The organism is Ruegeria sp. CDSC085 (assembly GCF_059610465.1).
The window spans coordinates 307498-332399 of the sequence record NZ_JBXWNR010000002.1 but is presented as its reverse complement, the minus strand read 5'-3'; the positions used below and the strand labels follow the sequence as shown (position 1 = coordinate 332399).

General features: G+C 56.7%; 22 protein-coding genes. 11 read left to right on the top strand and 11 right to left on the bottom strand.

Annotation, left to right across the window (positions count from 1 at the left end):
• Position 1: 1 nt before the first annotated feature.
• The 4 genes from AC2FJB_RS05120 to AC2FJB_RS05105 all read right to left on the bottom strand — a co-directional run bounded on the left by AC2FJB_RS05120 (position 2) and on the right by AC2FJB_RS05105 (position 3991).
• Complete coding sequence (locus tag AC2FJB_RS05120) at positions 2 to 1309, bottom strand: HlyC/CorC family transporter (protein ID WP_117869206.1); 1308 nt, start codon at positions 1307 to 1309, stop codon at positions 2 to 4.
• Positions 1310 to 1372: 63 nt separating this feature from the next.
• Entirely contained in the window at positions 1373 to 2329 is a 957-nt protein-coding gene (locus AC2FJB_RS05115; RefSeq protein WP_496717599.1) for a tyrosine recombinase, read from the bottom strand.
• 2 nt (positions 2330 to 2331) lie between these two features.
• On the bottom strand, positions 2332 to 3852 hold the full coding sequence (locus tag AC2FJB_RS05110) for a hypothetical protein (protein WP_496717357.1): 1521 nt from the start codon (positions 3850 to 3852) through the stop codon (positions 2332 to 2334).
• The gene (locus AC2FJB_RS05105; RefSeq protein WP_496717358.1) at positions 3842 to 3991 is read right to left on the bottom strand and encodes a hypothetical protein; all 150 of its coding nucleotides are present in this window, start codon (positions 3989 to 3991) and stop codon (positions 3842 to 3844) included. The genes AC2FJB_RS05110 and AC2FJB_RS05105 overlap by 11 nt, the downstream gene beginning before the upstream one ends.
• A 79-nt stretch (positions 3992 to 4070) precedes the next feature.
• On the opposite strand from AC2FJB_RS05105, the gene AC2FJB_RS05100 reads away from it, so the two are divergent.
• Positions 4071 to 4658: a shikimate kinase gene (locus tag AC2FJB_RS05100; protein ID WP_496717359.1), complete on the top strand. Its 588-nt coding sequence runs from the start codon at positions 4071 to 4073 to the stop codon at positions 4656 to 4658.
• Positions 4659 to 5771 (top strand): 3-dehydroquinate synthase, encoded by a 1113-nt coding sequence (aroB, locus tag AC2FJB_RS05095; protein WP_496717360.1) that lies wholly within the window; start codon positions 4659 to 4661, stop codon positions 5769 to 5771.
• Between the two features lie 9 nt (positions 5772 to 5780).
• Here the strand turns inward: aroB and AC2FJB_RS05090 are convergent, their stop codons facing one another.
• Complete coding sequence (locus tag AC2FJB_RS05090) at positions 5781 to 6851, bottom strand: site-2 protease family protein (protein ID WP_299638673.1); 1071 nt, start codon at positions 6849 to 6851, stop codon at positions 5781 to 5783.
• 18 nt (positions 6852 to 6869) lie between these two features.
• Positions 6870 to 7367: a single-stranded DNA-binding protein gene (gene ssb, locus AC2FJB_RS05085; protein WP_496717361.1), complete on the bottom strand. Its 498-nt coding sequence runs from the start codon at positions 7365 to 7367 to the stop codon at positions 6870 to 6872.
• Between the two features lie 203 nt (positions 7368 to 7570).
• Here ssb and AC2FJB_RS05080 point away from each other — a divergent pair, with 203 nt between their 5' ends.
• The 3 genes from AC2FJB_RS05080 to AC2FJB_RS05070 all read left to right on the top strand — a co-directional run bounded on the left by AC2FJB_RS05080 (position 7571) and on the right by AC2FJB_RS05070 (position 10325).
• Positions 7571 to 8149 (top strand): lytic transglycosylase domain-containing protein, encoded by a 579-nt coding sequence (locus AC2FJB_RS05080; RefSeq protein ID WP_299896439.1) that lies wholly within the window; start codon positions 7571 to 7573, stop codon positions 8147 to 8149.
• 96 nt (positions 8150 to 8245) lie between these two features.
• Positions 8246 to 9208, top strand: a complete 963-nt coding sequence (locus AC2FJB_RS05075; protein WP_496717363.1) for a LuxR C-terminal-related transcriptional regulator — start codon at positions 8246 to 8248, stop codon at positions 9206 to 9208.
• 130 nt (positions 9209 to 9338) lie between these two features.
• Entirely contained in the window at positions 9339 to 10325 is a 987-nt protein-coding gene (locus tag AC2FJB_RS05070) for an MBL fold metallo-hydrolase (RefSeq protein ID WP_496717364.1), read from the top strand.
• 120 nt (positions 10326 to 10445) lie between these two features.
• Here AC2FJB_RS05070 and AC2FJB_RS05065 read toward each other — a convergent pair whose 3' ends face one another.
• From AC2FJB_RS05065 to miaA, 5 genes are all read right to left on the bottom strand, one after another.
• Positions 10446 to 12533, bottom strand: a complete 2088-nt coding sequence (locus AC2FJB_RS05065) for a dipeptide ABC transporter ATP-binding protein (protein WP_496717366.1) — start codon at positions 12531 to 12533, stop codon at positions 10446 to 10448.
• Between the two features lie 94 nt (positions 12534 to 12627).
• A complete protein-coding gene (locus AC2FJB_RS05060; RefSeq protein WP_496717368.1) occupies positions 12628 to 14091 on the bottom strand; it encodes an ABC transporter permease in 1464 nt (487 codons plus the stop codon).
• A gap of 13 nt (positions 14092 to 14104) precedes the next feature.
• The gene (locus tag AC2FJB_RS05055; RefSeq protein ID WP_117869195.1) at positions 14105 to 15151 is read right to left on the bottom strand and encodes an ABC transporter permease; all 1047 of its coding nucleotides are present in this window, start codon (positions 15149 to 15151) and stop codon (positions 14105 to 14107) included.
• Positions 15152 to 15287: 136 nt separating this feature from the next.
• Complete coding sequence (locus tag AC2FJB_RS05050) at positions 15288 to 16952, bottom strand: ABC transporter substrate-binding protein (protein WP_496717369.1); 1665 nt, start codon at positions 16950 to 16952, stop codon at positions 15288 to 15290.
• Positions 16953 to 17308: 356 nt separating this feature from the next.
• Positions 17309 to 18199, bottom strand: a complete 891-nt coding sequence (gene miaA, locus AC2FJB_RS05045) for a tRNA (adenosine(37)-N6)-dimethylallyltransferase MiaA (RefSeq protein ID WP_496717370.1) — start codon at positions 18197 to 18199, stop codon at positions 17309 to 17311.
• Positions 18200 to 18296: 97 nt separating this feature from the next.
• Between miaA and pyrH the strand changes: the two genes are divergently transcribed.
• From pyrH to AC2FJB_RS05015, 6 genes are all read left to right on the top strand, one after another.
• Positions 18297 to 19049, top strand: coding sequence for a UMP kinase (pyrH, locus tag AC2FJB_RS05040; RefSeq protein WP_117869192.1), 753 nt, complete (start codon positions 18297 to 18299; stop codon positions 19047 to 19049).
• A gap of 264 nt (positions 19050 to 19313) precedes the next feature.
• Complete coding sequence (locus tag AC2FJB_RS05035; protein WP_496717371.1) at positions 19314 to 20540, top strand: aminotransferase class V-fold PLP-dependent enzyme; 1227 nt, start codon at positions 19314 to 19316, stop codon at positions 20538 to 20540.
• Positions 20541 to 20591: 51 nt separating this feature from the next.
• Positions 20592 to 22013 (top strand): cryptochrome/photolyase family protein, encoded by a 1422-nt coding sequence (locus AC2FJB_RS05030; RefSeq protein ID WP_117869190.1) that lies wholly within the window; start codon positions 20592 to 20594, stop codon positions 22011 to 22013.
• Positions 22014 to 22082: 69 nt separating this feature from the next.
• Positions 22083 to 23291, top strand: coding sequence for an SAM-dependent methyltransferase (locus tag AC2FJB_RS05025; protein ID WP_299896469.1), 1209 nt, complete (start codon positions 22083 to 22085; stop codon positions 23289 to 23291).
• A gap of 15 nt (positions 23292 to 23306) precedes the next feature.
• Positions 23307 to 23747, top strand: coding sequence for a TrgA family protein (locus AC2FJB_RS05020; RefSeq protein WP_496671898.1), 441 nt, complete (start codon positions 23307 to 23309; stop codon positions 23745 to 23747).
• Between the two features lie 27 nt (positions 23748 to 23774).
• Positions 23775 to 24890, top strand: a complete 1116-nt coding sequence (locus AC2FJB_RS05015) for an NUDIX domain-containing protein (RefSeq protein ID WP_496717372.1) — start codon at positions 23775 to 23777, stop codon at positions 24888 to 24890.
• Positions 24891 to 24902 lie beyond the last annotated feature (12 nt).

Below are 24902 nucleotides of genomic sequence, written 5' to 3'. Positions count from 1 at the left end.
GTTATAGCGGGCGCACCTTCAGTCCGGTGATACGGTTGCCTTCACGTGCCGTGACCTCGAACCGGAAACCGTGGAACGAAAACACCTGACCGACGACCGGGATCATCTGCGCCTCGTGAATCACAAGGCCGGCCAGCGTGTTGGCCTCGTCATCCGGCAGTGACCAGTCCAGCGCACGGTTAATGTCTCTGATGGTCATGGCACCTTCGACCAGGTATTGGCCATCTTCGGTGCGGGTGACCGGGACCTCTTCGTCTATGTCGAACTCATCGGCAATCTCGCCCACGATCTCTTCGAGAATATCTTCAAGTGTAATCAGACCTCGAAGAGACCCGTATTCATCCACCACTAATGCAAAATGGCTGTGCATTCGCAGAAATTCCCGCATCTGGTCGTCCAGCGTGGTGGTTTCAGGCACAAAATACGGGGCATTTGCCACTTTTCCGATGTCAAAGCTGGCCAAACGGTCGGTGCCGCCGTCGCTGCCGCCTGCCTGCGCATACATGGCCCGAAAGAGGTCCTTGGCATGTACAACGCCTACAATGTTTTCCGGCTCGTCCCGGAAAACAGGCAGGCGGGTGTGGCGGCTTTGCAGACATTGTTTCAGGATTTCCTCGGGGGCCGCATTGGCGTCGATCATCTCGATGTTCGAACGGTGCAACATGATTTCTTCCACTGTCCGATCGCCCAGATCCAGCGCGCCCAAGATGCGGTCGCGGTCTTCTTTTTCGACCACACCTTCGGAATGACCAAGTTGCAGAGCGCCGGCGATTTCTTCGCGTACGGCCAGAATGTTGCTGTCAGGATCGATCTGCACGCCGAACAGGCGCAAGACACCGCGGACCAGCAGTCGCACCGCGGCCACAATGGGTGAAAACACCGTCACGACGACGCTGATGATCGGCGCGACAGCCGCCGCGGCCTTTTCGGAATTGGTGATGGCATAGGTCTTGGGCAGCACTTCGGCAAAGATCAGCACCAGCAGAGTCATGACCAGTGTCGCCAACGCCACGCCGCTTTCGCCGAACAAACGAGTGAACAAGGCCGTCGCCAGCGAGGCTGCCAGAATGTTGACAAGGTTGTTGCCCAGAAGAACCGAGCCGATCAGGCGTTCATTGTCATCGGTGATTTCGAGTGCCTTTTTCGCCCCGCGTGATCCTTTGTCGGCTTGTGCCCTCAGCTTTCCGCGTGAGGAGGCTGTGAGCGCTGTTTCCGAACCCGAAAAAAAGGCGGACAAAACGAGCAATAAAAGGATTGCACCTGACGTAAACCAGAATGTGCTGTCGATCAGAGAAGGTGAAGGTTCCATTGGTCCTTGGTGGGTTAGGATGGTGCATCCGTTATGGGGATGCCGACCCGCTGGATCAAGGGCTTAGCCCCTGTCTTCGTCAGGGTCTTTGCTCAGCGGGTGGTGTTGCAACACCAGTTCAGTCAGCCGTTCATCCAGAACATGAGTATAAATCTCGGTCGTTGCAACGTCGGCGTGGCCCAATAAAGTCTGGATCGAACGCAGGTCAGCGCCGTTGGCCAGCAGATGCGTGGCAAAGGCGTGACGCAGGGTATGTGGGGTGACTTTTTCGGGCGAAACGCCGCCCTGAACGGCCAGTTCCTTGACCAGCAGAAAAAACCTGTGCCGCGTCAGGTGGCCGGACTTACCGCGCGACGGGAACAGAAAGCGAGATCTTTGACCGCCTTTCTCAACAGTCTGATCTTCGGCTTCGTCTCGTACAGTCAACCAGGCAGCCAATGCATCCCGCGCCGGAGGGGACAGGGGCACCATGCGTTCCTTGCCACCTTTACCCAGCACCAACAGCATGCGCGGATCGCCACGGGCCGAGGAAACGGGCAGGGACACAAGTTCGGTGACGCGCATTCCGGTGGCATACATGACTTCCATCAGACACGTGTTACGTACGCGATCAGCCTTGCTGCGCCCGGTTTGTCGGGCAGCCTGAAGCAGGCGGTCGACTTCTGGCACGTCCAGCGTTTTGGGCAGTCGCTTCTGCCGGCCCGGACCTTTGATCTGGATGGCGGGGTTCGTCTCGCTCCAGCCTTCCTCGAACGCAAATCGGTAGAGCTGCTTGATGGCTGACAATCGCCGCGCGCGGGTGGAACGCGACAAGCCCTGTGCCTCGCAGTCGATCAGGTAGGCTTCGATCTGATCACGATCTGCCTTATCGAATCCGGATCCCCTGTGCTGCAACCAGGATGCAAAGTCTTTCAGATCGCGCCCATAGGCCAGCAACGTGTTTGTCGCCGCCCCAAGTTCCGCCGCCTGAGCCTGTAGGAAGGTCGAAATCCAAAGTTCGTTTGTTGCCGGGGAGCCCATCATCAACGCTCTTGCAGGATCAACAGGCTCAACGCTGCGCGCCGCGCTGTGTCTTCCAGGCCCACGCGTCGGAAGGTTGCGATTGCTGCGGTCAGATCCACCAGATTGCCCCGTGCACCATGCGCAAACAGTTGCATGGCTTCCAGTATGGCTTCACCAAGTTGACCGTTGTCGAGCAAGGCGTCGATATCGTTGGGTACGGGCGCCGCCCATTCAAATCCCTGAGCAACCGCGTCCGCCCAAGGAGAAGGAGAAACCGCCCGCCCCGGATCACCCTGTGCCAGTGCCGCGAGGAATAGGGTGTCAATTGAGTCGTCCGGCGCGGATTGTGCTGCCTGTTCGTACAGGTCAGACAGCATCAGAATGCGCCAGCGCAGGTTTTCAGTCGCCGGCACCGCCAGGGTAGTGTTCGACAAACGCTTGGCAAACAATTCGGCGAAGGGAACTTCAAGCCCGACGCCACGCATCTGCTGCCAGACCGGTGGCAGTGTTTTTCCAATGGCTTCAGCGTTTCGGGTATCCAGCGCGCTTTCAAAACGTTGGATGGCTGCAACCCTGTCCCAAACAGCGCCGGACGCCGCCGGGGACCGCTCGGTATAAAGGCCCAGCAAATGATTGGGTGTCAAAGCGCCAATACGTGTAAGCCGTTCGGCGGCTTCGATCTGTGCTTTCCATCCGGCCACATCCCGAAGATCTGCGTTTGCAAAAGCTCTTGGCAACGAGGCGGTCGGAAGCCGTTCACCAATCGCCTCATAGAGTCGGAAGCTCAGTGGATCCGGGTTTTCAGGTTGAGGCAGATGAGCTGCGCCTTCATAGAGTTCCGGGCTTAGAAAGCGATCCAGAACCGCCAGGTCTTCTGGTGGCAGGATGTCCAAGGCATGCGCCGCCTCCAGCGTCAGCGCGGCCGACGCCCAATCTCCGCGCCGGGCCTTGCAGAACACTTGCGCGGCGTAGTTCCTTGACAGGTGCGGTTCAGCGATAAGGGCGGTGCAACTGCGATCCTCATCACCGGTCTGCAGCGTCGCGTCAAACCAGCGTTGAAACCGTTCCTGCGTATCGGTCGGCCCGGCCAACTGAACCAGCGATTGAACGGGATCTGCTGCGCCCAGTTGCATCAGACGGTCCAGTCGCGCCAGCAGCATGACCTCTTGGGCATCAGGGCCAGCCGGTGCGCGGGTTTCTGAAAGAAGCAACGTAAACAACAAGCGTTGCATCGCCGGGTTGTCGCGAACGGGCGTCTTTGCGATCAGGGCCGCCAGCCGGCTTGCATCGCTGCCTTGCCACAAATCTACGGGCAACCCTGTGATGGACGACGCAACCAGGCCCAACGGTTGTGACAGCGCTTCAAGCGGCGTCACCTCAATCTCTGGCAATCCTCCATTCTGCGCCACCGGCGGTTCTAGCAAAACCGTTCCGGGCAGGTTTTCCGGCGGATTCGCCAGCCAATCAATCGCAGACAACGGGGTTTGCGCATGTGCCGATCCCGCCAGAAGGATCGCCAACAGCGCTTGTTTAGTCGACATCCAATACGACCGGTTCGCGGATTTCACTTTGAGGCGCAGAAAAATTCGCGCCAAAGAACGGTCCGACATAGGCATAGACAACCAGCCCAATGAACCCCAGGCAAAGAACATATATCAGGAATTTGATCAGTCGGCCCATGGCGCCACGCTGCCTCAATTTTTGCTTTTGGCCAAGTTATAACTGGCATTTTTCCCAAGATCACGTCATTCACGGTTAAATGAGCGAAATTAAGCATAACACACACTCGGCAGACACACAGGGTGGCTTTGAACTGCACAAAACGGTGGTTCTTGTGGGTATGATGGGGGCTGGCAAGACTGCGGTGGGGCGCGCATTGGCCGCCCGTCTGGGCGTTCCGTTTCTGGACAGCGATGCCGAGATCGAATCAGCCGCCAACATGACCATTCCGGAAATCTTTGAACGTGACGGTGAACCTTTTTTTCGCGCCAAGGAATCGCAGGTCATCGGGAGATTGCTGAACGAGAAAAAGGGCATTCTTTCAACGGGCGGCGGGGCGTATCTGCAGCCGGAAAACCGTCGCATCATTGCCGAAAAGGGTGCTGCAGTCTGGCTGCGGGCGGATCTGAATGTTCTGTGGAATCGTGTTCGCCACAAAGACACACGTCCTTTGCTGCGCACAGCCGATCCGTATGCGACGTTGAAAGCGCTCTATGAGGCCCGCGTGCCGGTTTATGCTCAGGCAGATCTGGCAGTGGATTCGGATGGCGAGACCTCGATCGAAAAAATGGCAGGCCGCGTTGTCGACGCGCTGATGACACGCCCTGATGTTTTGGAACTCAAATAAATGCATCAAACAGTACATGTAGACCTTGATGACCGCTCGTATGATGTTGAAATCGGTCCAGATCTTCTGACGCGGGCAGGGGGCTGGATATCACCACTTCTGGCCCGGCCAAAAGTGGCGGTTTTGACGGATGAAAACGTGGCCGGTCTGCATCTTGAGACCCTGCGCGCCGGGTTGATGGCTGCGGGGATCGAGATGACCGCACTGGCATTGCCCGCCGGAGAGGCGACCAAAAGCTGGCCGCATTTCGAGCGCGCTGTCGAGTGGTTGCTTGCTGAAAAAGTCGAACGTCGGGATGTCGTCGTGGCCTTGGGCGGCGGGGTCATCGGAGACCTTGCAGGCTTTGCAGCGGCGGTTTTGCGGCGTGGTGTTCGTTTTGTGCAGATTCCAACGTCCTTGCTGGCGCAAGTGGACAGTTCGGTTGGGGGAAAGACCGGGATCAACGCACCTCAGGGGAAAAACCTGATCGGCGCGTTTCATCAACCGTCTCTGGTGCTGGCCGACACCTCTGTTCTGGGGACCATGACCCAGCGAGATTTTTTGTCAGGGTATGGCGAAGTCGTGAAATACGGTTTGCTTGGCGACGCGAAATTCTTTGATTGGCTAGAGGCGAACGGGCCAAGCGTTTCCTCGGGTGACATGGCGGCCCGCGTACGCGCGGTAACGCGTTCAGTGCAAATGAAAGCCGATATCGTCGCGCGGGATGAAACCGAACAAGGCGACCGGGCTCTTCTCAATCTGGGGCACACGTTCTGCCACGCTCTGGAAGCTGCAACAGGCTATTCTGACCGCCTTCTGCACGGTGAAGGTGTGGCAATAGGTTGCGCGCTGGCGTTTGAGCTGTCGTCTCGGCTGGGTTTGTGTTCGCAAGAGGATCCAAGCCGGGTGCGCGCGCACTTGCGTGCGATGGGGATGAAGACGGATCTGGCTGATATTCCGGGCGAATTGCCAAGTGCCGACGCGCTGGTGGATCTGATGGGGCAAGACAAAAAAGTCGTGGACGGTCAGCTTCGGTTTATTCTCGCGCGCGGGATCGGAGAGGCGTTTGTGACGCCAGATGTGCCGAAAGATGCGGTTCTTTCGGTTCTGTCGGATGCGCTTGCGACGGCTTGAACTGAAAGCCTAACGACCCTGAATAACCATCAACTCACCGATGTTTTCGCGGGTGATGTAACCCATCATCCGACCTGCCCGAGTGACCACGGCAATTGCTGGAGCCCCCTTATGCAGATGTTCCAACACGGTCTCGAGGCCGGTGGTAAGCGAAACTGCGGGGACATCGGCATTCATGATCGAGGTGGCAGGTGCCGATCTGGGTTGATCGCCTGCGAGCGCGGCAAACAGCCGATCTCGGGTAACAAAACCAAGCAGAGATTGATCCGTATCCAGTACAGGGAACTCGTGCTGCGTGGTGTGAATTACGGCTTGTGCTGCTGTGCTCAGCGTATCGTTGGGGGAGAGCGCGTGAAACTCGGTGATCATCGCGTCCCGGGCCAGAACGCGACGTGCCGCAGATCGCAAGGCGACGTCCTGGCTTTCTGCGTTGGCGGCGATGAACACGAACACTGCGATCAGCACAAGAAACGGGTTGCCCGAACTCAGCCCCACAAAACCCAGGCCAACGGCGACGATCTGGCCACCGAGCGCAGCCACGCGTGTTGCTTTGACACGATCCATGCGCAGGCAAAGAAGGGCGCGGAACACGCGTCCTCCGTCCATGGGGAAGGCCGGGATCATGTTGAATACTGCCAGCAGAAGGTTGATATAGGCCAGCCTGTTCAGAAACCCGATGCCCGGTGAATCGATCTGGGAAAGCGTCTCGATCGGCAGTCCAGCACCAAACGCGACCAGAATGACCCAGATCACGATGTTCACCGCCGGACCTGCAAGTGCCACCAAGACTTCTTGCAACGGCTTTTCCGGCATCCTTTCAAGCCGGGCCAACCCACCGATCGGCAACAGTGTTATGTCTGGGGTCTTGATTCCATACCGCCGGGCCATTAGGGCATGACCGAACTCATGGGCGACCACACAGGCAAACAAGGCCAAAACAAACAAGAGATTGTCAATGGCTGCCGGCAGGCCGCCTGCTGAATAGGCCGCAAAGCCCACCCAGGCCAGCAGTAAGAAGAATGTGACATGGACCCTCAGTTCGGACCCGAGCAATCGGCCGAGAGAGAAGGACCATGTCATGTCGTGTCTCCGATTTGCTTAGAACGGAATCTCGTCGTCGTCGATTCCGCCCGATGCCGCTGCCGGTGCCGGGGAACTGGACGGACCGCCATAGGGGTCTCCGTACCCGCTGCCTCCGGCTTGGCCACCGCCATAACCACCGCCACTGCCGCCACCGCCTTCGCCGCGCCCATCCAGCATCACGAGGGTAGAGCCAAAGCCCTGCAGGACAACTTCGGTAGAATAGCGGTCCTGGCCTGACTGGTCCTGCCACTTGCGGGTCTGCAATTGCCCTTCAAGATAGACCTTTGAACCCTTGCGCAGGTATTGCTCTGCCACACGGACCAAGCCTTCGTTGAAGATGGCGACCGAGTGCCATTCTGTGCGTTCGCGGCGTTCACCCGTGTTACGGTCTTTCCAGTTCTCTGACGTGGCAATACGCAGATTGCAGACTTTGCCGCCATTCTGGAATGTCCGCACTTCGGGATCACGCCCCAGATTTCCGACCAGAATGACCTTGTTGACTGAACCCGCCATGTAATTCCTCGTTCCGTTCTGACGTAAATGCGCCGAATCTGGCGCGACTTGTTTTGTGAGACCCTATACGGCCTGCATCATGGTTGAAAACAGTAGATACAACAGTGTGGAACAAGAGTCTTACTTTGGTCTTTACCAAGCTTTCATTTTTTGCGGGAATACCTATACTCCGACTGGTTTCTTATCGAGCAGGATAGGCATTGATGCGTTCTTGGGTTGCCGGGTTTTCTGTTGTCTGCCTTGTGCTGGCTGTCGCGCCTGTGCAGGCGCAAACGCTGTCCACCAAAAGCCGTAAGGATATCTTCCTCAAACAGTCCAAGATTTTGGATTCCCGCGCGGCGACGCAATATCGTGATTCCGCGCGGTTGAAACCAAAGACATCTCGTGCGCAGACCAGCAAGCGATATACCGGAAAGTATCGCGGTCAGTATCTGGATCTGGCGAAACAGGCTGCCCGCCTTCATGACATTCCCGAAGACTTGTTTCTGCGCCTTGTGCAGCAGGAAAGCGGATGGAACCCACAGGCGAAGTCTCACAAAGGTGCTCTGGGATTGGCGCAGCTGATGCCCCAGACCGCCGAGCTTTTGGGGGTCAATCCCCATGACCCCCAGCAGAATCTTGAGGGTGGAGCCAGATACCTGTCCTGGCAGTATCGCAAGTTCAAATCCTGGCCATTGGCTTTGGCCGCTTACAATGCGGGCCCAAAAGCGGTGGAAAAGCATGGCGGCATTCCGCCATACAAGGAAACCCAGAACTACGTGAAGGTCATCTGGGGCGGTTAAACCCGATGCCGCGGCGCAGAGCGTCCAGTTCTTGATTATGTGCAACCTGACCCGCTAACCTGAAAGGGTATCGCCCAGTAACTGGTGAGGCCCTAAATGCCTGGTGACCACCCAGAGATTCCCAGAGAAACGCTGGCCAACTGGCAGCAACTGGTTGATCTGGTCGCAGAGTTGGCGGATGTGCCTGCAAGCCTGATCATGAAAACCGACGCGCCGGATCATGCGGTGCTGATCACCTCGGATCATCCCGAAAACCCATATTCGGTCGGCTTGAGCTTCCAGTTGAACCCCAAGCTTTATTGTCAGGGCGTCCTGCAGCGGGACGGAGAATTGGTGGTCAAAGATGCTGCGTGCGATCCGGTTTGGGCGGACAATGACGATCTGGAACATGGGATGACATTTTACATCGGCCTTCCACTGAAATGGCCCGATGGATCGGTATTCGGAACTATTTGTGTTCTGGATCGCAAGCAGAACCGACGTGCCTTGTTGTTCCGCGAAGGGCTGGCGCAGTTCGCACGCATGGTCGAGTCGGATTTGGCTTTGTTGCAAGAGGTTTACCTGCGTCGCGCGCTGGAAGGGAAACTCAACGAAACACTGGCACAGCTGGAAACACGTGTCGCGAAACGCACGCGTGAGCTGCAGGAAACCAACACGGCGCTGCGCGTCCTGCTGTCCAGTCTGGATGACGATCGCAAAAGCCGCGATCACGAAATAGTCGAACAGGTGCGCAGCAGAGTGCTGCCATATCTGGAAAAAATTCGAACGCAGCTTTCCGGGGATGAGGCGCAGTATGTCTATCTTGAACTGGCCGAGAAGAACCTGAACGAGATCACGTCTGCATTGTCGGACAAACTGACAGATGCATTTGCAGTGATGACCCCGACAGAGATCGAGATTGCGCAGATGGTCATGTTTGGAAAAACGACCAAAGACATTGCCAAGGCCCTGTCGCGAGAAACATCGACAATTGATTTTCACCGCAACAACATCCGCCGCAAGCTGGGGCTCGAAGGACGCGACCAGAACTTGCGCAGTCATTTGCTCTCGATTTCGTGAGCGTGGAATGTGGGGTTCCCCCCCATATTCCGCCCCCATTTTTTCGGTCTGATCCGATATGCTTTGACTTGTTATCTTTAGCTGGGACGCGCGGAAAAACTGCGCGGGTCCAACAGAGAGGTACACAAAAATGGATCGCAAAGATCTGAAACCAACCATCCTGATCGGGGACAAAGATCATCTGGCGCCGGGGCTGTCGCGCCGGTCGTTCTTCATGGCGGCAGGCGCTGCCGGGGTCGGCGCGACCGCTTCTGTGCTGGGCGCACAATCGGCCCAGGCGCAATCTCAGGCGTGGCTACAGCCGGGCAACAACAACCATGTGATCGATCTGCAAGGCGCAACGGGTCAGGCCAGCACCGGGACGGTTGGCATCGACTATTATGGGCATTGTGCGATCAAGATCACCTCGCCCAACGGGGCAACAGCGCTGTTTGATCCCTGGCGGGATGATCCGTCGGGCGCGTGGGGTCTTTGGTTCCGCAACGAGTTCCCGCAAATCCCGGTAGACATCACCCTGTCGACCCATGCACATTTCGATCACGATGCGATTGAACGCCCAAACTCGACCATGGTGCTGGATCGTATGGTAGGCAAATTCGAGTTTTCTGACATCAAGATCACGGGTTTTGCCGACAAACACGCTTGTGTCGCGCCGGGATGGTATGACTGGACCAATGCGCTGGCCGAATTTGGGGTGGAAGCCTGCCCGCCGAACAATGTAGGTCACATGGATATGGTCGTCTATCTGGTCGAGACCGGCGGCATTCGCACGCTGATCTGGGGCGACAATCGCCATAACCCGCCGCAGGAGTTCTGGGACGCAATCGGTCAGGTGGATGTTCTGACTCTTCCGGTGGATGGCTCGGAACACATTCTCAGCTTCGATCAGGGCAACGACATTGTGTCCAAGCTCAAGCCCAAGGTGATCATCCCCACACATTACCTGAATGAGGTCACGTCCTACACGTTGACCACGCTACAATCTGCGGACGATTGGGTGAAGGGACAGCAGAGTTACAAGATGCTCGACAGCGCCAGCCTTCAGCTTGAAGCCGGTGGAATTGCAGGAATGAACCAGGAATTCATGCATTTCGGAAACAACGTCATGACCGGTTGACGAATTACCAAAGGTCGCCACTCACACACACTTCCACACGCCGTCTGTCTCCCCACAAACCACGGCGTCAAGAGAAAGGGCCGGTCTCCGACCGGCCCTTTCTAAATGCTAGCAACAGGTTTATTCCGCCGCGACTTTTATCACCGGCTCCATCCGGGCCAGAATATCTTCGGCCAGGTGACATTTTACCTGATGCCCATCTGCCAGCGTCTGCACCGGCGGCACATGCGATTCACACCGTCCATCAGGCACTTCGGATTTCCAGCGGCAACGTGTCTGGAACGGACAACCCGGCGGTGGGTTCATCGCCGAAGGAATATCACCTTCCAGAACGATGTGCTGTTTCTCGACCGAGGTATCCGCAATCGGAACCGCGCTCAGCAACGCTTCGGTGTAAGGGTGATAGGGCGGGGCAAATACCTGATCCGTTGTGCCCAATTCCACAACATGGCCCAGATACATCACCATGACCCGGTCGCTCAGGTAACGCACGATGGACAGGTCGTGGCTGATGAACAGCAGCGTGGTTTTGTGTTCTCGCTGAATCTCCATCAACAGATCCGTCACGGCTGCCTGAACCGACACATCCAGCGCCGAAACGGGTTCGTCCGCCACAACGATTCGCGCATCCCCGGCAAAGGCGCGTGCGATACCCACGCGTTGTTTCTGACCACCCGACAGTTGTCGCGGCATTCTGTCCGCAAACGCGCGCGGCAGCTTCACCAGATCAAGCAGTTCCAGCATCCGCTTCTTGCGCTCGGCCTCAGAGTTTCCGACGCCGAAGATTTCCAGCGCACGGATGATCTGACGTCCGACGGTCATCGACGGATTCAGCGTGTCGAACGGGTTCTGGAAAACCATCTGAACTTCGCCGACCGTCTTGGCATCACGCTCTTCGATGGGCACCTGCTCGATGTTACGGTTGTCCAGCAGAATCTGTCCGTCTGTGGCCGTCTCCAACCCCATAAGAACCTTGGCGAAGGTGGACTTGCCGCAGCCGGATTCCCCCACGATAGCCAGTGTCTCAGATTCGTGCGCCTCGAAGCTGAGCGTCTCGTTGGCCTTCACAACCTTCTTCTCACCGCCACCAAACAAGGCATTTGCAGCGACCTCGTAATATTTCTTGAGATTGTCTATTTTCAGTACCGTCCGGCCGATTTCACCTTTTTCCTTCTGATCCGCCAGAGTGAGAGGGGCATTCCAGTCGATCTCCTGGAATTTCAGACAGCGCGTATGGTGCCGGTCATTGCCCGGCACAGCCTCCATCAGGATGTCTTTCGCGTCACAGCGACCCTCTTCGAAATAGTCGCAGCGTGGTCCGAAGTTGCAGCCCGGAGGCCGCTCGTGGGGCAATGGGAAGTTCCCCGGAATGGCCACCAACGGACGCGAATTCTTGTCTGCGCCCGGCAGCGGGATCGAACGGAACAGCGCCTGTGTATAAGGGTGCTGCATCTCGTCGAACACATCCTTGATCGAGCCGCGCTCGACCGCTTCACCCGAATACATTACGCATAGTCGGTCGCAGGTTTCCAGAACCAGCCCGAGGTTGTGCGAGATAAACAACATCGAGGTGCCGTATTTCTTGCCCAGATCCTTGACCAGTTCGACCACAGCGGCCTCAACCGTCACGTCCAAAGCGGTTGTAGGCTCATCCAGGATCAACAGCGCCGGTTTCGACATCAGCGCCATAGCAATCACGATGCGCTGCTGCTGACCGCCCGACAGCTGGTGCGGAAACGAATTGAGCATCCGCTCGGGGTCCGGTAGGCGAACGTCCGTCACCACTTCCAGTGCACGAGAGTAAGCCTCTTCCTGACTTACACCCTCGTGGATCATCGGCACTTCCATCAGCTGTTTGCCGATCTTCATCGCCGGGTTCAGCGAGGCCATCGGCTCCTGGTAGATCATTGCGATTTCATTTCCGCGAATGTCGCGCAACTCCTCGCTCGACATCTCTGCCAGATCGCGGCCCTTGAACTTGATCGTGCCTCCGACGACGCGGCCGTTTTTGCCAAGGTCCTGCATCACGCCCAGCGCCACGGTCGATTTACCACAACCGGATTCGCCAACCAGCCCCACGGCTTCGCCGGGCTGTACGCTGACCGAGAAATCCATAACGGCGGGAATTTCCCGCAGGCGGGTAAAGAATGAGATGGACAGCTTGTCGATCTCCAGGATCGGGCCGTCATAATCCGCCATTTTGCTCATCTTGCTTACTCCTCACCAAATGCGGGGATCCCCTTCATCTGGCCGAAAATATCCCGGGGGGTCCGGGGGGGCTGGCCCCCCGGCCTCGATCACATCAGTCCTTCAAGCTTTCTTCGCGCAGGCCGTCGGCCAACAGGTTCAGACCAAGAACCAGCGACAGCAGCGCAAAAGCAGGCGGAAGGGCAGGGTGCAGGTAGATCGACAGAAGCTTCCGCCCCTCATTGATCGTCGACCCCCAATCCGGGCTTTCAGGCGGCAGGCCCAGTCCGAAGAAACCCAAGGTACCCAAAAGGATGGTGGTGTAACCGATACGCAGACAGAAATCGACGATCAGCGGACCACGGGCGTTGGGCAGGATTTCCCACAACATGATGTACCACGGACCCTCGCCACGCGTCTGGGCCGCGGCCACGTAGTCACGTGTCTTGATGTCCAATGCCAGCCCGCGCACAATACGGAAAACCGTGGGTGAGTTTACAAAAACCACCGAGACGAAGACCACCAGAATACCGCCGGGGATATCGAACAGGTCCAAATAGGTTGGCAGGCCCCAGATCCGATAAGCCTCGGTGTTGATGACGTAGCCTCCAGTTGAAATCAGTGACAGATACAGCCAGATCGCAACGCCCAGAACACCGATCAGAAGAGGGGTGCGGAAATTCGGGCGTGTGTAATAGCGCGAGTTCAGCAACACACAGATGAACAGGATCGGGAACACGAACAGAACGGCCGCCATGTAGTTTGGCACTCCGGTCGCCACGATTTCCGGTGTCACCAGAAGATAGAACAGCAAGATGACCGGGAAGGCGAGGATCAGGTTGGCCAGGAAAGACAGGAACGTGTCCAGACGACCGCCGTAATACCCGGCGGGAAGTCCCAGCGTAATACCGACCATGAAGGCGAACATCGTTGCAAGCGGTGCTATCTGCACCACGACCCAGGCCCCTTTGACCATCCGGCTGAATACGTCACGTGCCAGGTTGTCACCGCCCAGAAGATACCAGGCGTACTCGCCGTCCTCCAGGTTCGGTAAAGGTGTTCCCGGCACTTTGTTCTTCATGCCAGAGATCTGTGTTAGCGGGTCATGGGTAACGATCAGGTCAAGCGCGCCGAAGATGCCGGTAAAGACCCAGAACATCACAAGGCCAAAGCCGATCATACCGATGGGACTGTCATACAGTTTGCCGTATAACCCCAAGCGCCTTTTAAAGGCGATCGACATGGCGAACATGATGATCAGCGCGACCCATACTGGCAGGAATTGCTGGGAAATGGCGCCGATGATCCCGGCGCCTGTGCCCATCAGGATACCCAGCACCAGATAGGCCACGGCCAATCCTACGCTGGCCAGAAAACTGTAGTGCAGCGCAAGTTGGATCAGTCCGCGGACGCCGCCGCCTGAACTGACGGATCCATCCGAGTTCACGACAATCTGCTGTTCAGGCTGGAATATACTGACGATGATCCAGATCAAGATCGACAGGATCAGTGCTGCCAGTGCGATCATCAGCAGCGGGTTCAGGAAGGCAATAGAGCCGGTCCAGGATAGTGGTTCCATAATCTCTCCCTCCTTATGAAATGCGGATGCGCGGGTTGAGGTAGACGTAGCCGATATCCGAGATCAGCTGCGTTATCAGAACAACAAAGACCGACACGACCGAAATCGCCAGCAGAAGCTGGATGTCGTTGTTGCCTGCTGCCTGAACAAGCGCCCAGCCGAAACCCTTGTAGTTAAACAGAGTTTCAACAATTACGACGCCGTTGAGCAGCCATGGGAACTGCAGCATGATAACCGTGAACGGCGCGATCAACGCGTTGCGCAACGCGTGTTTCATGACGATGTTCGGGAACGAGACGCCTTTCAGCCGCGCGGTTCGGATGTATTGCGCCGTCATCACCTCGGTCATCGAAGCGCGGGTCATCCGGGCGATATAGCCCATACCGTACAGCGCGATGGTAAGGACCGGCAGGAAGAAGTTCTCGAATGTCGGGTTCTCCATCGCTTGCGTCGCGGTTCCCTTGAACCACTTCAATCCAACCGTGGACGAGGTGAAGATTGCGATGAAAATAACGCCGGACACATATTCCGGTGTCGCTGTCGTTATGATCGAGAAAGTTGAAAGGGATCGATCCAGGGCTGATCCCTCTCGCATCCCGGCCAGAACACCAACAATCAATGCGGAAGGCACCATCAGGACCAAAACCCAGAACATGAGGTAACCTGTGTTGCCCAGACGCTTACCAACAATGGTTCCGACTTCGTCCTTGAATACGGTCGAGTATCCCCAATCGCCCTGAAGAACACCGCAATATCTTGCCGTGTCCTCTGCCGTCGAACCGGGTCTCGTGCAGGTTCCCACAAACTGGCCATCTTCCAAGGTGTTCTGAAATCCAGGCATCACGCCCAGCCATTGGCCGTATTTCACGAGTGTTGGCTGTAGGTAACCGCGGTTATCCAACCAGGCTTCGACCTGCTCATCCGACATGCGCTGGTTGCCCTGCGTTTTCGCCAGCTTTTCAAGGTTCGGGTAAAGGTTGGTCAGGAAAAAGACGACGAATGTCAGACATAATGCCGTAAGCAGCATCACTCCGAACCGTCGTAGGATGAATAGTCCCATGGTGGCCCCTGTTGTTCAGGTATTCCGCAGATCATTGGACCATTTTCTGGCCTCGGACGTCCGACCCCGCGTCGGCAAGTCTGCGGCTGGAAAGGGGCGCCCGTGTCAGGCGCCCCTTGTGTGTCATTGGCAGTGCTTAGGCAGCCCAGCCCCACTTGTAGTGGTGGTGTTCGAAGGTCACGTGCATATCCGTATCCACAAGGCCCTCTTTCATGTGACGATAGAGCGAACGCCAATAGGGCTGGATCGTGACTCCATCTTCCTGCAGCAGGGCTTCGCCACGCGCCATGACTTCGCGACGTTGATCTGCGTCAGCAATGGCAAGCGCTTCTTCCAGAATGGCGTCAAATTCCGGGTTCGCATAGCCAAACTCGTTCCAGGCTTCGCCCGAACGATAGGCAAGTGCCCAGACCTGCACACCCAGCGGACGCGGGTTCCAGTTGGTCGAGCTGAACGGGTACTTTGCCCAGTCGTTCCAGAAGGTATTGCCCGGCAGAACGGTCCGCTTGACATTGATTCCGGCGTCGCGCAGCTGCGCGGCAACGGCATCAGTGGTGTTGCGACGCCAGTCATCGTCGATCGAGATGATCTCGTGTTCGAAGTCACCGAAACCAGCTTCGTCCATCAGCGCCTTGGCTGCCGCAGGATCAACCTTTTGCGGTGGAAGTTCTGCGTATTCCGGATGTAGCGGTGCCACGTGATGGTTCTCCGCCGGGGCTCCGCGGCCGCCATAGCCCAGTTCCAGACAAACAGAATTGTCTACAGCCATCTGAATCGCCTGCCGAACACGTTTGTCCGCATAAGGTTTCTGACCGTCGATCTCGGCCAGCTGGTTGGGACGAACAACGATAGTCGCAGCGGTCACAACTTCGGATTTCACATAACCTAGGCCATCCATCACGTCGATGAATTCGCCCACGGATTCATAAAGCATGTCAACTTCGTCGGATTCCAGTGCTGCCAGCCAGGCAGACGGGTCAGTTCCGTAGTCGATGTACTCGATACGATCCAGGGCAGGGCGGCCAAATACTTCTTCGCCCCACCAGGTGTGATCCGGGTTGCGAACTAGAACGGCTTTTACACCGACTTCAAGCTCATCAATCAGGTAGGGGCCGGTTCCCACGTTGTTCAGCAGGTCTGTCTCGCTGAACGAGCTGTGAACAATCGCGCCGGGATAATCGGCCATGCCAGGAATAAGGGTGATATCCGGTTTGGGCAGGTTCAGCTTGACCGTGGTTGCGTCGACAACTTCGATGACACCTTCACCGGCCTGACCAGTCTCGGCGTCGATCAAGGTCGCGAAGCGACCGGCCATCGAGTTGGTTTCCGAGCTCTTGTCGCACCAGCGCGCGATGTTGCGGGCGACGTCGTCAGCCGTGAAATCATCGCCGTTGTTCCACTTGACGCCTGGGCGGACATTCAGAGTGTATTCGGTTGCGTCATCGTTTACTTCCCAACCTTCGAGCAGCATGCCGCGGAACGAACCGTCCGAGTTGTATTCGACCAGATATTCCAGTGTGCCACGAGTCACGTTTGCGATTTGCGACCAGTCATAGGTACGGGGGTCTTTAAGTGCGCGTACTTCCATCTGCACGCGCAGTGTGCCGCCGTCTTGCTTTGCGGTTTGGGCCAAAGCAGGTGTCGGCAATCCGATCATGCTGTAGGCCACGGCGGCTGAAACTCCAAGACCGGTGGCGCGCGTTATGAATTCCCGTCGGCTTAGCTTGCCGTCGCGGTATTCCTGAGCGTGCATCTCGGCTGCCCAGTGCACCTTGTCTTTGGTGGATTCGGTATTCGTCATGGATGTCTCCCTGTGACACTGATTTTATTGATTGATTGTGGCTCTACGCGACCCGGATTTTCACGGTCGCCAGAGCGAAGGATTTTGTTTTTTGGACTCTGTACATCCCCATGTCGTTATTCGGCACCAGAATTCTGATAAGGTCAATGTTCGAAATCGTCATAAGTAGTACAAAAACGACATTCGCGATCAGTTGCAGTCGTAGAGGTGTTTTCTTCAAACGGCCCAAAGCGATGCCGGCATTCCCATTGTTTTCTTAGTTTGTTAAGGGAAGCCGCAGCAAATCATTAAGTTCTGTTAAGCTTTGAGACTTGGTGGTCGTCTTGCTTAAGCAAAGTCGAAAGCTCTGGGTATCACTATGAAAAATCGACGTGATTCCATGCCTTCATACGGGCGCGAAACCAGGTGCGCTGTCGCTTGGCGAATTGCCTTGTTGCAATGGTTGCGCGCTCGCGCGCCTGATCCAAAGTCATCGCGCCGTCCAGATATGCTCTGAGTTCCGGAACACCTATGGCCTTGCAGGCCGGAAGGGTTGGGTCGAACCGGTCCTGCATGGCGCGCACTTCCTCGATTGCACCCTGTTCGAGCATCTGATCAAAGCGGCGTTCTATCCTGTCCAGCAGCCATGTCTTGTCGACATCGAATACGATGGGTACCGTATCGTGAAGCTGCAGTATCGGCGGAGGCGTTTCGGCCTGCCAGGACAACAGGCTACGACCTGTGGCGCGCTGCACCTCCCAGGCGCGTTGCACGCGGGCACGGTTCTGCGCGTCCAGCCCTGCAAGCGTGTCTGCATCGACCCCCTCCAGAAGGTCTGCCATGGGCATCTGATCAGCCTCAGCCCGAACCGCAGGTGGAGTCGCTGGGATTTGCGCCATGCCTTCGGTCAGCGCCGAGAAATAAAGGCCCGTCCCACCGACAATGATCGGGCGTTGATCCCCTGTGAGCAGGGGCACGACCTCGCGCAGCCAATGGCCGGTAGAATAATCCTGATCATAGGCGACATGTCCGTACAGCAGATGTGGCGCGCGGGTTTCTTCTTCTGTGGATGGCCTGGCCGAGATGACGCGCCAGCAGTCGTAAACCTGACTTGCATCCGCGTTGACGATAACTCCGCCATGCCGTTCGGCAATCTCCAGCGCCAACGCTGATTTCCCCGATGCCGTCGGCCCTGCAATCAGAACCGGCTTGTCTTCGGGAATTGGAGACAGTCGCTGAAAAAGCAGGTCTGTTGATCGCCGGGTCATGCGCGGTTGCCTCTATCCTCACCAACCGCATTGAACCTGCGGAGCTTTTGCTTCATTTTGCGCCGGAAATTAACCCCGTGCCAGCCCGGAGCGCAACATGAGCCTTTCCCCTACTACTGAAACTGCTGAGTCCCCGAAAACAAAGTACAAACGGGTCATGTTGAAAATTTCAGGGGAGGCGTTGATGGGGGATCAGGGATTCGGTCTGCACCCGCCAACCGTTCAACGCATCGCACAGGAAGTGAAATCGGTCCACGATCTGGGCGTTGAGATTTGCATGGTCATTGGCGGCGGCAACATTTTTCGGGGCCTGAGCGGTTCAGCCCAGGGCATGGAGCGGACCACAGCGGATTATATGGGCATGTTGGCTACGGTAATGAACGCGCTGGGGATGCAATCCGCACTGGAAGAGAACGGAGTGTTCACCCGCGTGATCTCGGCCATTCGCATGGACGAGGTATGCGAGCCTTATATCCGCCGCCGCGCCGTACGGCACCTCGAGAAAAAGCGGGTCTGTATCTTCGCCGCCGGTACTGGCAATCCATATTTCACGACAGACACCGCAGCCACCCTGCGCGCCAACGAAATGGCGTGCGAGGCGATCTTCATGGGCAAGAACGGAGTGGATGGCGTGTACGACAAGGACCCGGCGGAACATGCTGACGCAGTGCGTTATGATACCGTGACTTATGATGACGTGCTGGCCAAGCGACTGCGGGTCATGGATGCCTCGGCCATTGCGTTGGCACGCGACAACAATCTGCCCCTGATCGTCTTCGGGCTTGATGAGCCCGGTGGCTTCCGCGGAATTCTGGCAGGCGAAGGGACCTATACCAAGGTTCAGGGTTGAGGCCTGTGCAAGCGCCGGGCAACTCTGCAAGCTTTCAAAGCCCCGGCCTTATGTCGGGGCTTCTGCGTTTTGCTTTTGCTTGACGGTTGAGGACGGCGCTGTCTAAGTATCGGTGTCCTTCCAAGGCGAAGGGCTGCCCCGTGCTTTGTTGGCCCAAGGCCCGAGCACAGGCTGGGCTGGAAGACCTGCCATGATTTCTGAGATGTCCGGAAACATGCGTGGGCATCTCATTGATCTGAATGCATAAATAAGGAGCAATGAGGCATGAGCTCTCTGGATATCGATTTCGTTCGGGCGCAATTCCCGGCCTTTTCCGAACCCAGCCTGCAAGGTCAGGCGTTTTTCGAAAACGCGGGTGGATCTTACACCTGCAAGCCGGTGATTGACCGGCTGACACGGTTCTACACGCAGCGCAAGGTTCAGCCCTACGCCCCATATGCGGCCAGCCGCTTGGCGGGCGTCGAAATGGACGAAGCGCGTGCGCGCATGGCCGCCATTCTGGGCGTTGACACGGATGAGCTGAGTTTTGGCCCCTCAACCACCCAGAACACTTATGTATTAGCGCAGGCGTTCCGACAATGGATGCAGCCCGGCGAGGCAATCGTCGTGACCAATCAGGATCACGAAGCCAACTCTGGCCCATGGCGCCGTCTGGCTGAGGACGGGATTGAGGTGAGGGAATGGCAGATCGATCCGGAAACCGGATCGCTGAACCCTCAGGATCTGGAAAACATGTTGGACGAAAAAGTGCGTCTGGTCTGTTTTCCTCATTGCTCAAATGTTGTTGGTGAGATCAATCCGGTCACAGAGATCACTGCTATTGCGCATGCGGCGGGTGCGTTTGTCTGCGTTGATGGCGTATCCTACGCCCCGCACGGATTTCCGAATGTTGGCGATCTGGGGCCGGATATCTATTTGTTTTCTGCGTACAAGACCTATGGCCCGCATCAGGGGTGCATGGTCATCCGCCGCACACTGGGAGAGCTGCTGCCCAACCAGGCGCATTATTTCAACGGTGACGTCTTGTACAAGCGATTCACCCCGGCTGGCCCCGATCACGCGCAGATCGCAGCCAGTGCTGGTATGGCGGATTATGTTGAGCTGCTGTGTACCCACCATGGCGGGCCCGAGACGGGCGCGGCAGAGCAGGGTGCGTTTGCCCATGATCTGATGCGGTCGCACGAAGTGTCGCTGCTGCACCCGGTTCTGGATGCGGTAAAGGACCGTAACGCGGTACGTCTGATCGGTACGTCTGACGCCAACCGGCGCGCGCCCACCGTTGCGCTTTCGTTGAACCGTCCGGCTGAACCAGTTGCAGCAGAACTGGCGCAATATGGTGTCATGGCAGGTGGCGGAGACTTCTATGCGGTGCGTCCCTTGCGGGCGATGGGTGTTGATCCGGTACAAGGTGTTTTGCGCGTCAGCTTCACACATTACACTACACAGCACGAAATTGATCAGCTTTTAGAGGCTCTTGAGCGCGTTTTGTGATCCACTACCCTTGAGAGTGCGTATAGATAAAAACCTCAAGGGCGGATTGTAGTGCAAGAGCAGGCTCCGATCGTTTTGTGGTTTCGACGGGATTTACGTCTGTCGGACCACCCCGCGTTGACTGCGGCGGCCGAAAGTGGCCGTCCGGTCATACCACTTTTTATTCATGACGATATTGTCGACCAGATGGGAGCCGCGCCAAAGTGGCGTTTAGGCTTGGGGTTGGAGGCATTCAAAGCGTCACTGGCCAATATGGGCAGCCGACTGATCTTTCGACGCGGTGATGCGCTTGAACAGGTGCAGCGGGTAATGGCCGAGACCGGCGCAACCTCTGTCTTCTGGTCCCGCGCTTACGATCCTGCCTCGATTGAACGCGACAAGAAGATTAAGTCTGTACTTGCAACAGAAGGTGTGACTGCAAAGTCATTTTCCGGGCATCTGCTTTTTGAACCCTGGACTGTCGCCACCAAATCGGGTCATCCGTTTCGGGTTTTCACACCGATGTGGCGTGCGGTTCAGGGGCGGGAAGTACAACTTCCTGACGCGCCAATTACTGCGCTTAAGGCACCTGTGTCGTGGCCTGCTTCTGACGGCTTGAGCGATTGTCGGTTGGGGGGGGCAATGAACAGGGGAGCGAGGGTCGTGCGCCCTCATGTGCAACCTGGCGAGCGAGCCGCTCTGGATCACCTCGAAGAGTTTCTCGACCGGATTGTTCAATACTCCGATCTTCGGGACAGGCTGGATCAGGATGGGACATCCAACCTGTCAGAGTATCTCTCTTTGGGTGAGATCGGGCCACGCACCGTCTGGCACATGATCCAGCGGGCCGCGTTGACCGGAACACGGGGAACCGACGCTTTTTTGCGCCAACTTGTCTGGCGTGAGTTTGCTTATCATCTTATGTTCCATACGCCCCAACTGGTGACATCCAACTGGAAGCCGGAATGGGACAGTTTTCCCTGGAACACCGATCCGGACCATCCCGAGGTCACTGCCTGGCGGCAGGCCAGAACCGGAATCCCTGTTGTCGATGCCGGCCTGCGGCAAATGTATGTGACAGGTCGGATGCACAACCGGGCCCGTATGATCGTCGCAAGCTATCTGACCAAGCATCTGATGACCCATTGGAAAATAGGGATGGAGTGGTTTGAGGATTGTCTGGTCGACTGGGATCCGGCCTGTAATGCCATGGGCTGGCAGTGGGTTGCCGGCTCGGGGCCCGATGCATCCCCGTTCTTCCGGATTTTCAATCCCCAAACACAAGCAGAGAAATTCGATCCTGACGGGGTGTTTGTGCGCCACTGGATCGCTGAAGGCCATGCCGAACCCGGCAACACGGCCCTTTCATATTTTGATGCCGCGCCGAGATCGTGGGGTCTGCGCCCGGATGCGAATTACCCCAAGCCGATCGTTGAATTGTCCGAAGGGCGGACCCGCGCCTTACGCGCATATGAAAGCCGAAAACCCCACTAAGGAACTGAAAACTTGCCAGAAACAATTTCGCCGCCTAGCTTTGTACAAGTACCGCAGAGGGGAGAGCGGATGATCCTGACGACGACCGAAGGGCAGAAAAACCTGCCCAGATACTTCGCCCAAGTCTTCAAAATGTTGAACCGGATGGAATCCGGGCGACTGGATATCAAACTGCCCGATGGTCGCACGTTTCGCGCAGAAGGCGCAAAGGCCGGACCGGTTGCTCAGGTCGAAATTCACGACGACGACGTCTTTGCACGCCTGATCCGCGAAGGCGAACTGGGCTTCTCCGATGCGTATCTGGACGGACATTGGAGTACACCTGATCTGCGGTCTTTCATGGATCTTGTGCATCTAGGAACCGAAACCGTTTATGACGGGTTTACGGGCCAGTTTCTTATTCAGGCCTATGAACGGCTGCGGTTCTGGCTGCACCGAAACAACAGGGCGCAAGCTAAGAAGAATATCTCGTATCACTACGATCTGGGAAATGATTTTTACAGCTCATGGCTGGACGAGACGATGACTTATTCCAGTGCGATATTTGAAACCGGGCAGGAAAGCCTCGAGAATGCGCAGACAGCCAAGTACGCCAGTCTTGTGGATGAGATGGGAGCAAAACCGGGGGACCATGTTCTGGAGATCGGATGTGGCTGGGGCGGCTTCGCGGAATATGCCGCAAAAGAACGGGGTTTGCGTGTCACTGGCCTGACCATCAGTCAGGAACAATTTAAATACGCCAAGGAACGTATTGAAAAGGCAGGATTATCAGATCAAGTCGAATTCAAGCTGCAAGACTATCGGGATGAACGCGGGGTCTATGACGGCATAGCATCCATCGAGATGTTTGAGGCGGTGGGTCAAAAATACTGGCCGGTTTATTTCGAAACCGTTCGTGAGCGGTTGAAACCTGGCGCTCAAGCGACTTTTCAAATCATAACGGTGGGTGATCACCGCTGGGATTTTTACAAGAATGGCGTTGATTTCATTCAGAAATATATCTTCCCGGGTGGAATGCTTCCGTCACCGACAATCCTGCGTCAGCAGATAGATCAGGCCGGGTTGCAGGTTGTACGCTCGAAAGAATTCGGGAAAAGCTATGACCTGACTCTGCGCCGCTGGTATGAAACATTCAACGACAAATGGGATCAGATCTCGGACTTGGGGTTTGATGAGCGTTTCCGCCGCATGTGGAATTATTATTTGACCGCGTGCGGTGCGGCCTTTGACACGGGCAATTGCGATGTGACACAGATTACAATATCGAAACCAAGTTAACTCCCGGACCGTCACATGCCCACTGCCTCGCGTCTCGTAGCCGCTGTTTGTCTCATCGTGCTGGCTTTTCTTGTTTCAAGCATGGTTATCGAAAATGGTGAAGAGGGTAAGGACTATGGTTACTTTACCTATGTGAACATGGCTCTTGGCGCGATCTGTGGCTGGAAAATCATGGGAAAGCGCGCCGGGCGTGGGTGGACTGCGGGTATTAACAACGGCTTGACCGGAGTTGCCTCACTGGTTTTTTGGGCGCTGTTTGTGCAGGGGTGCTATCGTATGTTCGATCTTGCAATGCGCAATCGCTATGGTGGCCCGTTCGAAGCCGTGATGGCCATTTTTTCGATTGGAATCGATTACGGCAAGCAACTGATCTATCCCGAGATTCTCATCACATTCGCCGTTGGTGCCGTTGTCGCCGGGCTGGCCACGGAACAGGCCAGCCGCAAATGGCGCTGAACCATTTCGTCACAAGAGAGATTGAATTTGTCTGATCTGTTCTTCTATGGAACGCTGCGGTATCTGCCGCTGTTGCAGCGCGTTCTGGGCCGTCCGCTGGGCGAAATAACGTTTCATACTGCCAAGCTGTGCGATCACGCGCTTCACGCGGTTCAGGGGCAGGATTTCCCGATGATCCTGCCCGCCAAGGGCGCCGCTGCCGAAGGCTTGCTGGTGCAGGGTTTGTCATCCGATGATCTGGCCAGGCTGGCCTATTACGAAGGGTCTTTTGACTATGACCTGAAATCGTTGAAGGTTATTCTGGAGGACGGGGGCGAAGCCCGGGCGCAGGTCTTTTTCCCGACCCCGGGCGCATGGCAGCCTGGTGAGTTGTGGTCGTTACAGGACTGGGTGGACAAATTGGGAGAGGTGACGGCTCTCGCTGCCGAAGAGGAAATGGCCTATTTCGGCAAAGTCGATCCCAAAGTCATGGCACGCAGCGTACGCGCCATTCAAACCCGTGCCTGGGCAAAGATCATGGCCAGCCAGCGGCGAACCGGCGACCCGCGGAATATAGGCGAAGACGTAATTGTGCACCGCCACGACCGGGTCTATGTGGACTATTTCGGGATGGAGGAAATCGACCTTCAGTTCCGGCAGCATGACGGCAGCATGGGCCCCGTGCTGCACCGGGGCGGTTTGATGCAGGGCAGTGCCGTGTCGGTTCTGCCGTATGACCCGATCCGGGACACCGTGCTTTTGGTTGAGCAGTTCAGGCCGCCGGTGTTTTTGATCAACGATCCGGAGCCCTGGCTTTGGGAAGCAGTTGCCGGGATGATCGACCCCGGCGAAACGCCTGAACAGACGGCGCATCGCGAGGCCATGGAGGAAGCAGGAGTTAGATTTGACAGGCTGGAACCTGCGGGCGGCGCGTATTCCTCCAGCGGTTCCTCTACGGGTTTCATGTATCTTTATGTCGGACTTGGCAATTTAACTGAGACAACAATCACCGGTGGCTTGGACACCGAGGGTGAAGATATCCGCAGCCGGATTCTGCCATTCGACGAATTTATCGATATGACGGACCGCCATCTTTTCAAGGATTTGCAACTGGTGTCCCTGGCGTACTGGCTGGCCCGCCATCGGGATCGTTTGCGAGCGTGACTATCTCGCTTG

Bases quoted from the DNA above. Each gene is read 5' to 3' on its own strand.
- AC2FJB_RS05120 (WP_117869206.1), bottom strand. From the start codon at position 1,309: ATGGAACCTTCACCTTCTCTGATCGACAGCACATTCTGGTTTACGTCA.
- AC2FJB_RS05115 (WP_496717599.1), bottom strand. From the start codon at position 2,329: ATGGGCTCCCCGGCAACAAACGAACTTTGGATTTCGACCTTCCTACAG.
- AC2FJB_RS05110 (WP_496717357.1), bottom strand. From the start codon at position 3,852: ATGTCGACTAAACAAGCGCTGTTGGCGATCCTTCTGGCGGGATCGGCA.
- AC2FJB_RS05105 (WP_496717358.1), bottom strand. From the start codon at position 3,991: ATGGGCCGACTGATCAAATTCCTGATATATGTTCTTTGCCTGGGGTTC.
- AC2FJB_RS05100 (WP_496717359.1), top strand. From the start codon at position 4,071: ATGAGCGAAATTAAGCATAACACACACTCGGCAGACACACAGGGTGGC.
- aroB (WP_496717360.1), top strand. From the start codon at position 4,659: ATGCATCAAACAGTACATGTAGACCTTGATGACCGCTCGTATGATGTT.
- AC2FJB_RS05090 (WP_299638673.1), bottom strand. From the start codon at position 6,851: ATGACATGGTCCTTCTCTCTCGGCCGATTGCTCGGGTCCGAACTGAGG.
- ssb (WP_496717361.1), bottom strand. From the start codon at position 7,367: ATGGCGGGTTCAGTCAACAAGGTCATTCTGGTCGGAAATCTGGGGCGT.
- AC2FJB_RS05080 (WP_299896439.1), top strand. From the start codon at position 7,571: ATGCGTTCTTGGGTTGCCGGGTTTTCTGTTGTCTGCCTTGTGCTGGCT.
- AC2FJB_RS05075 (WP_496717363.1), top strand. From the start codon at position 8,246: ATGCCTGGTGACCACCCAGAGATTCCCAGAGAAACGCTGGCCAACTGG.
- AC2FJB_RS05070 (WP_496717364.1), top strand. From the start codon at position 9,339: ATGGATCGCAAAGATCTGAAACCAACCATCCTGATCGGGGACAAAGAT.
- AC2FJB_RS05065 (WP_496717366.1), bottom strand. From the start codon at position 12,533: ATGAGCAAAATGGCGGATTATGACGGCCCGATCCTGGAGATCGACAAG.
- AC2FJB_RS05060 (WP_496717368.1), bottom strand. From the start codon at position 14,091: ATGGAACCACTATCCTGGACCGGCTCTATTGCCTTCCTGAACCCGCTG.
- AC2FJB_RS05055 (WP_117869195.1), bottom strand. From the start codon at position 15,151: ATGGGACTATTCATCCTACGACGGTTCGGAGTGATGCTGCTTACGGCA.
- AC2FJB_RS05050 (WP_496717369.1), bottom strand. From the start codon at position 16,952: ATGACGAATACCGAATCCACCAAAGACAAGGTGCACTGGGCAGCCGAG.
- miaA (WP_496717370.1), bottom strand. From the start codon at position 18,199: ATGACCCGGCGATCAACAGACCTGCTTTTTCAGCGACTGTCTCCAATT.
- pyrH (WP_117869192.1), top strand. From the start codon at position 18,297: ATGAGCCTTTCCCCTACTACTGAAACTGCTGAGTCCCCGAAAACAAAG.
- AC2FJB_RS05035 (WP_496717371.1), top strand. From the start codon at position 19,314: ATGAGCTCTCTGGATATCGATTTCGTTCGGGCGCAATTCCCGGCCTTT.
- AC2FJB_RS05025 (WP_299896469.1), top strand. From the start codon at position 22,083: ATGATCCTGACGACGACCGAAGGGCAGAAAAACCTGCCCAGATACTTC.
- AC2FJB_RS05020 (WP_496671898.1), top strand. From the start codon at position 23,307: ATGCCCACTGCCTCGCGTCTCGTAGCCGCTGTTTGTCTCATCGTGCTG.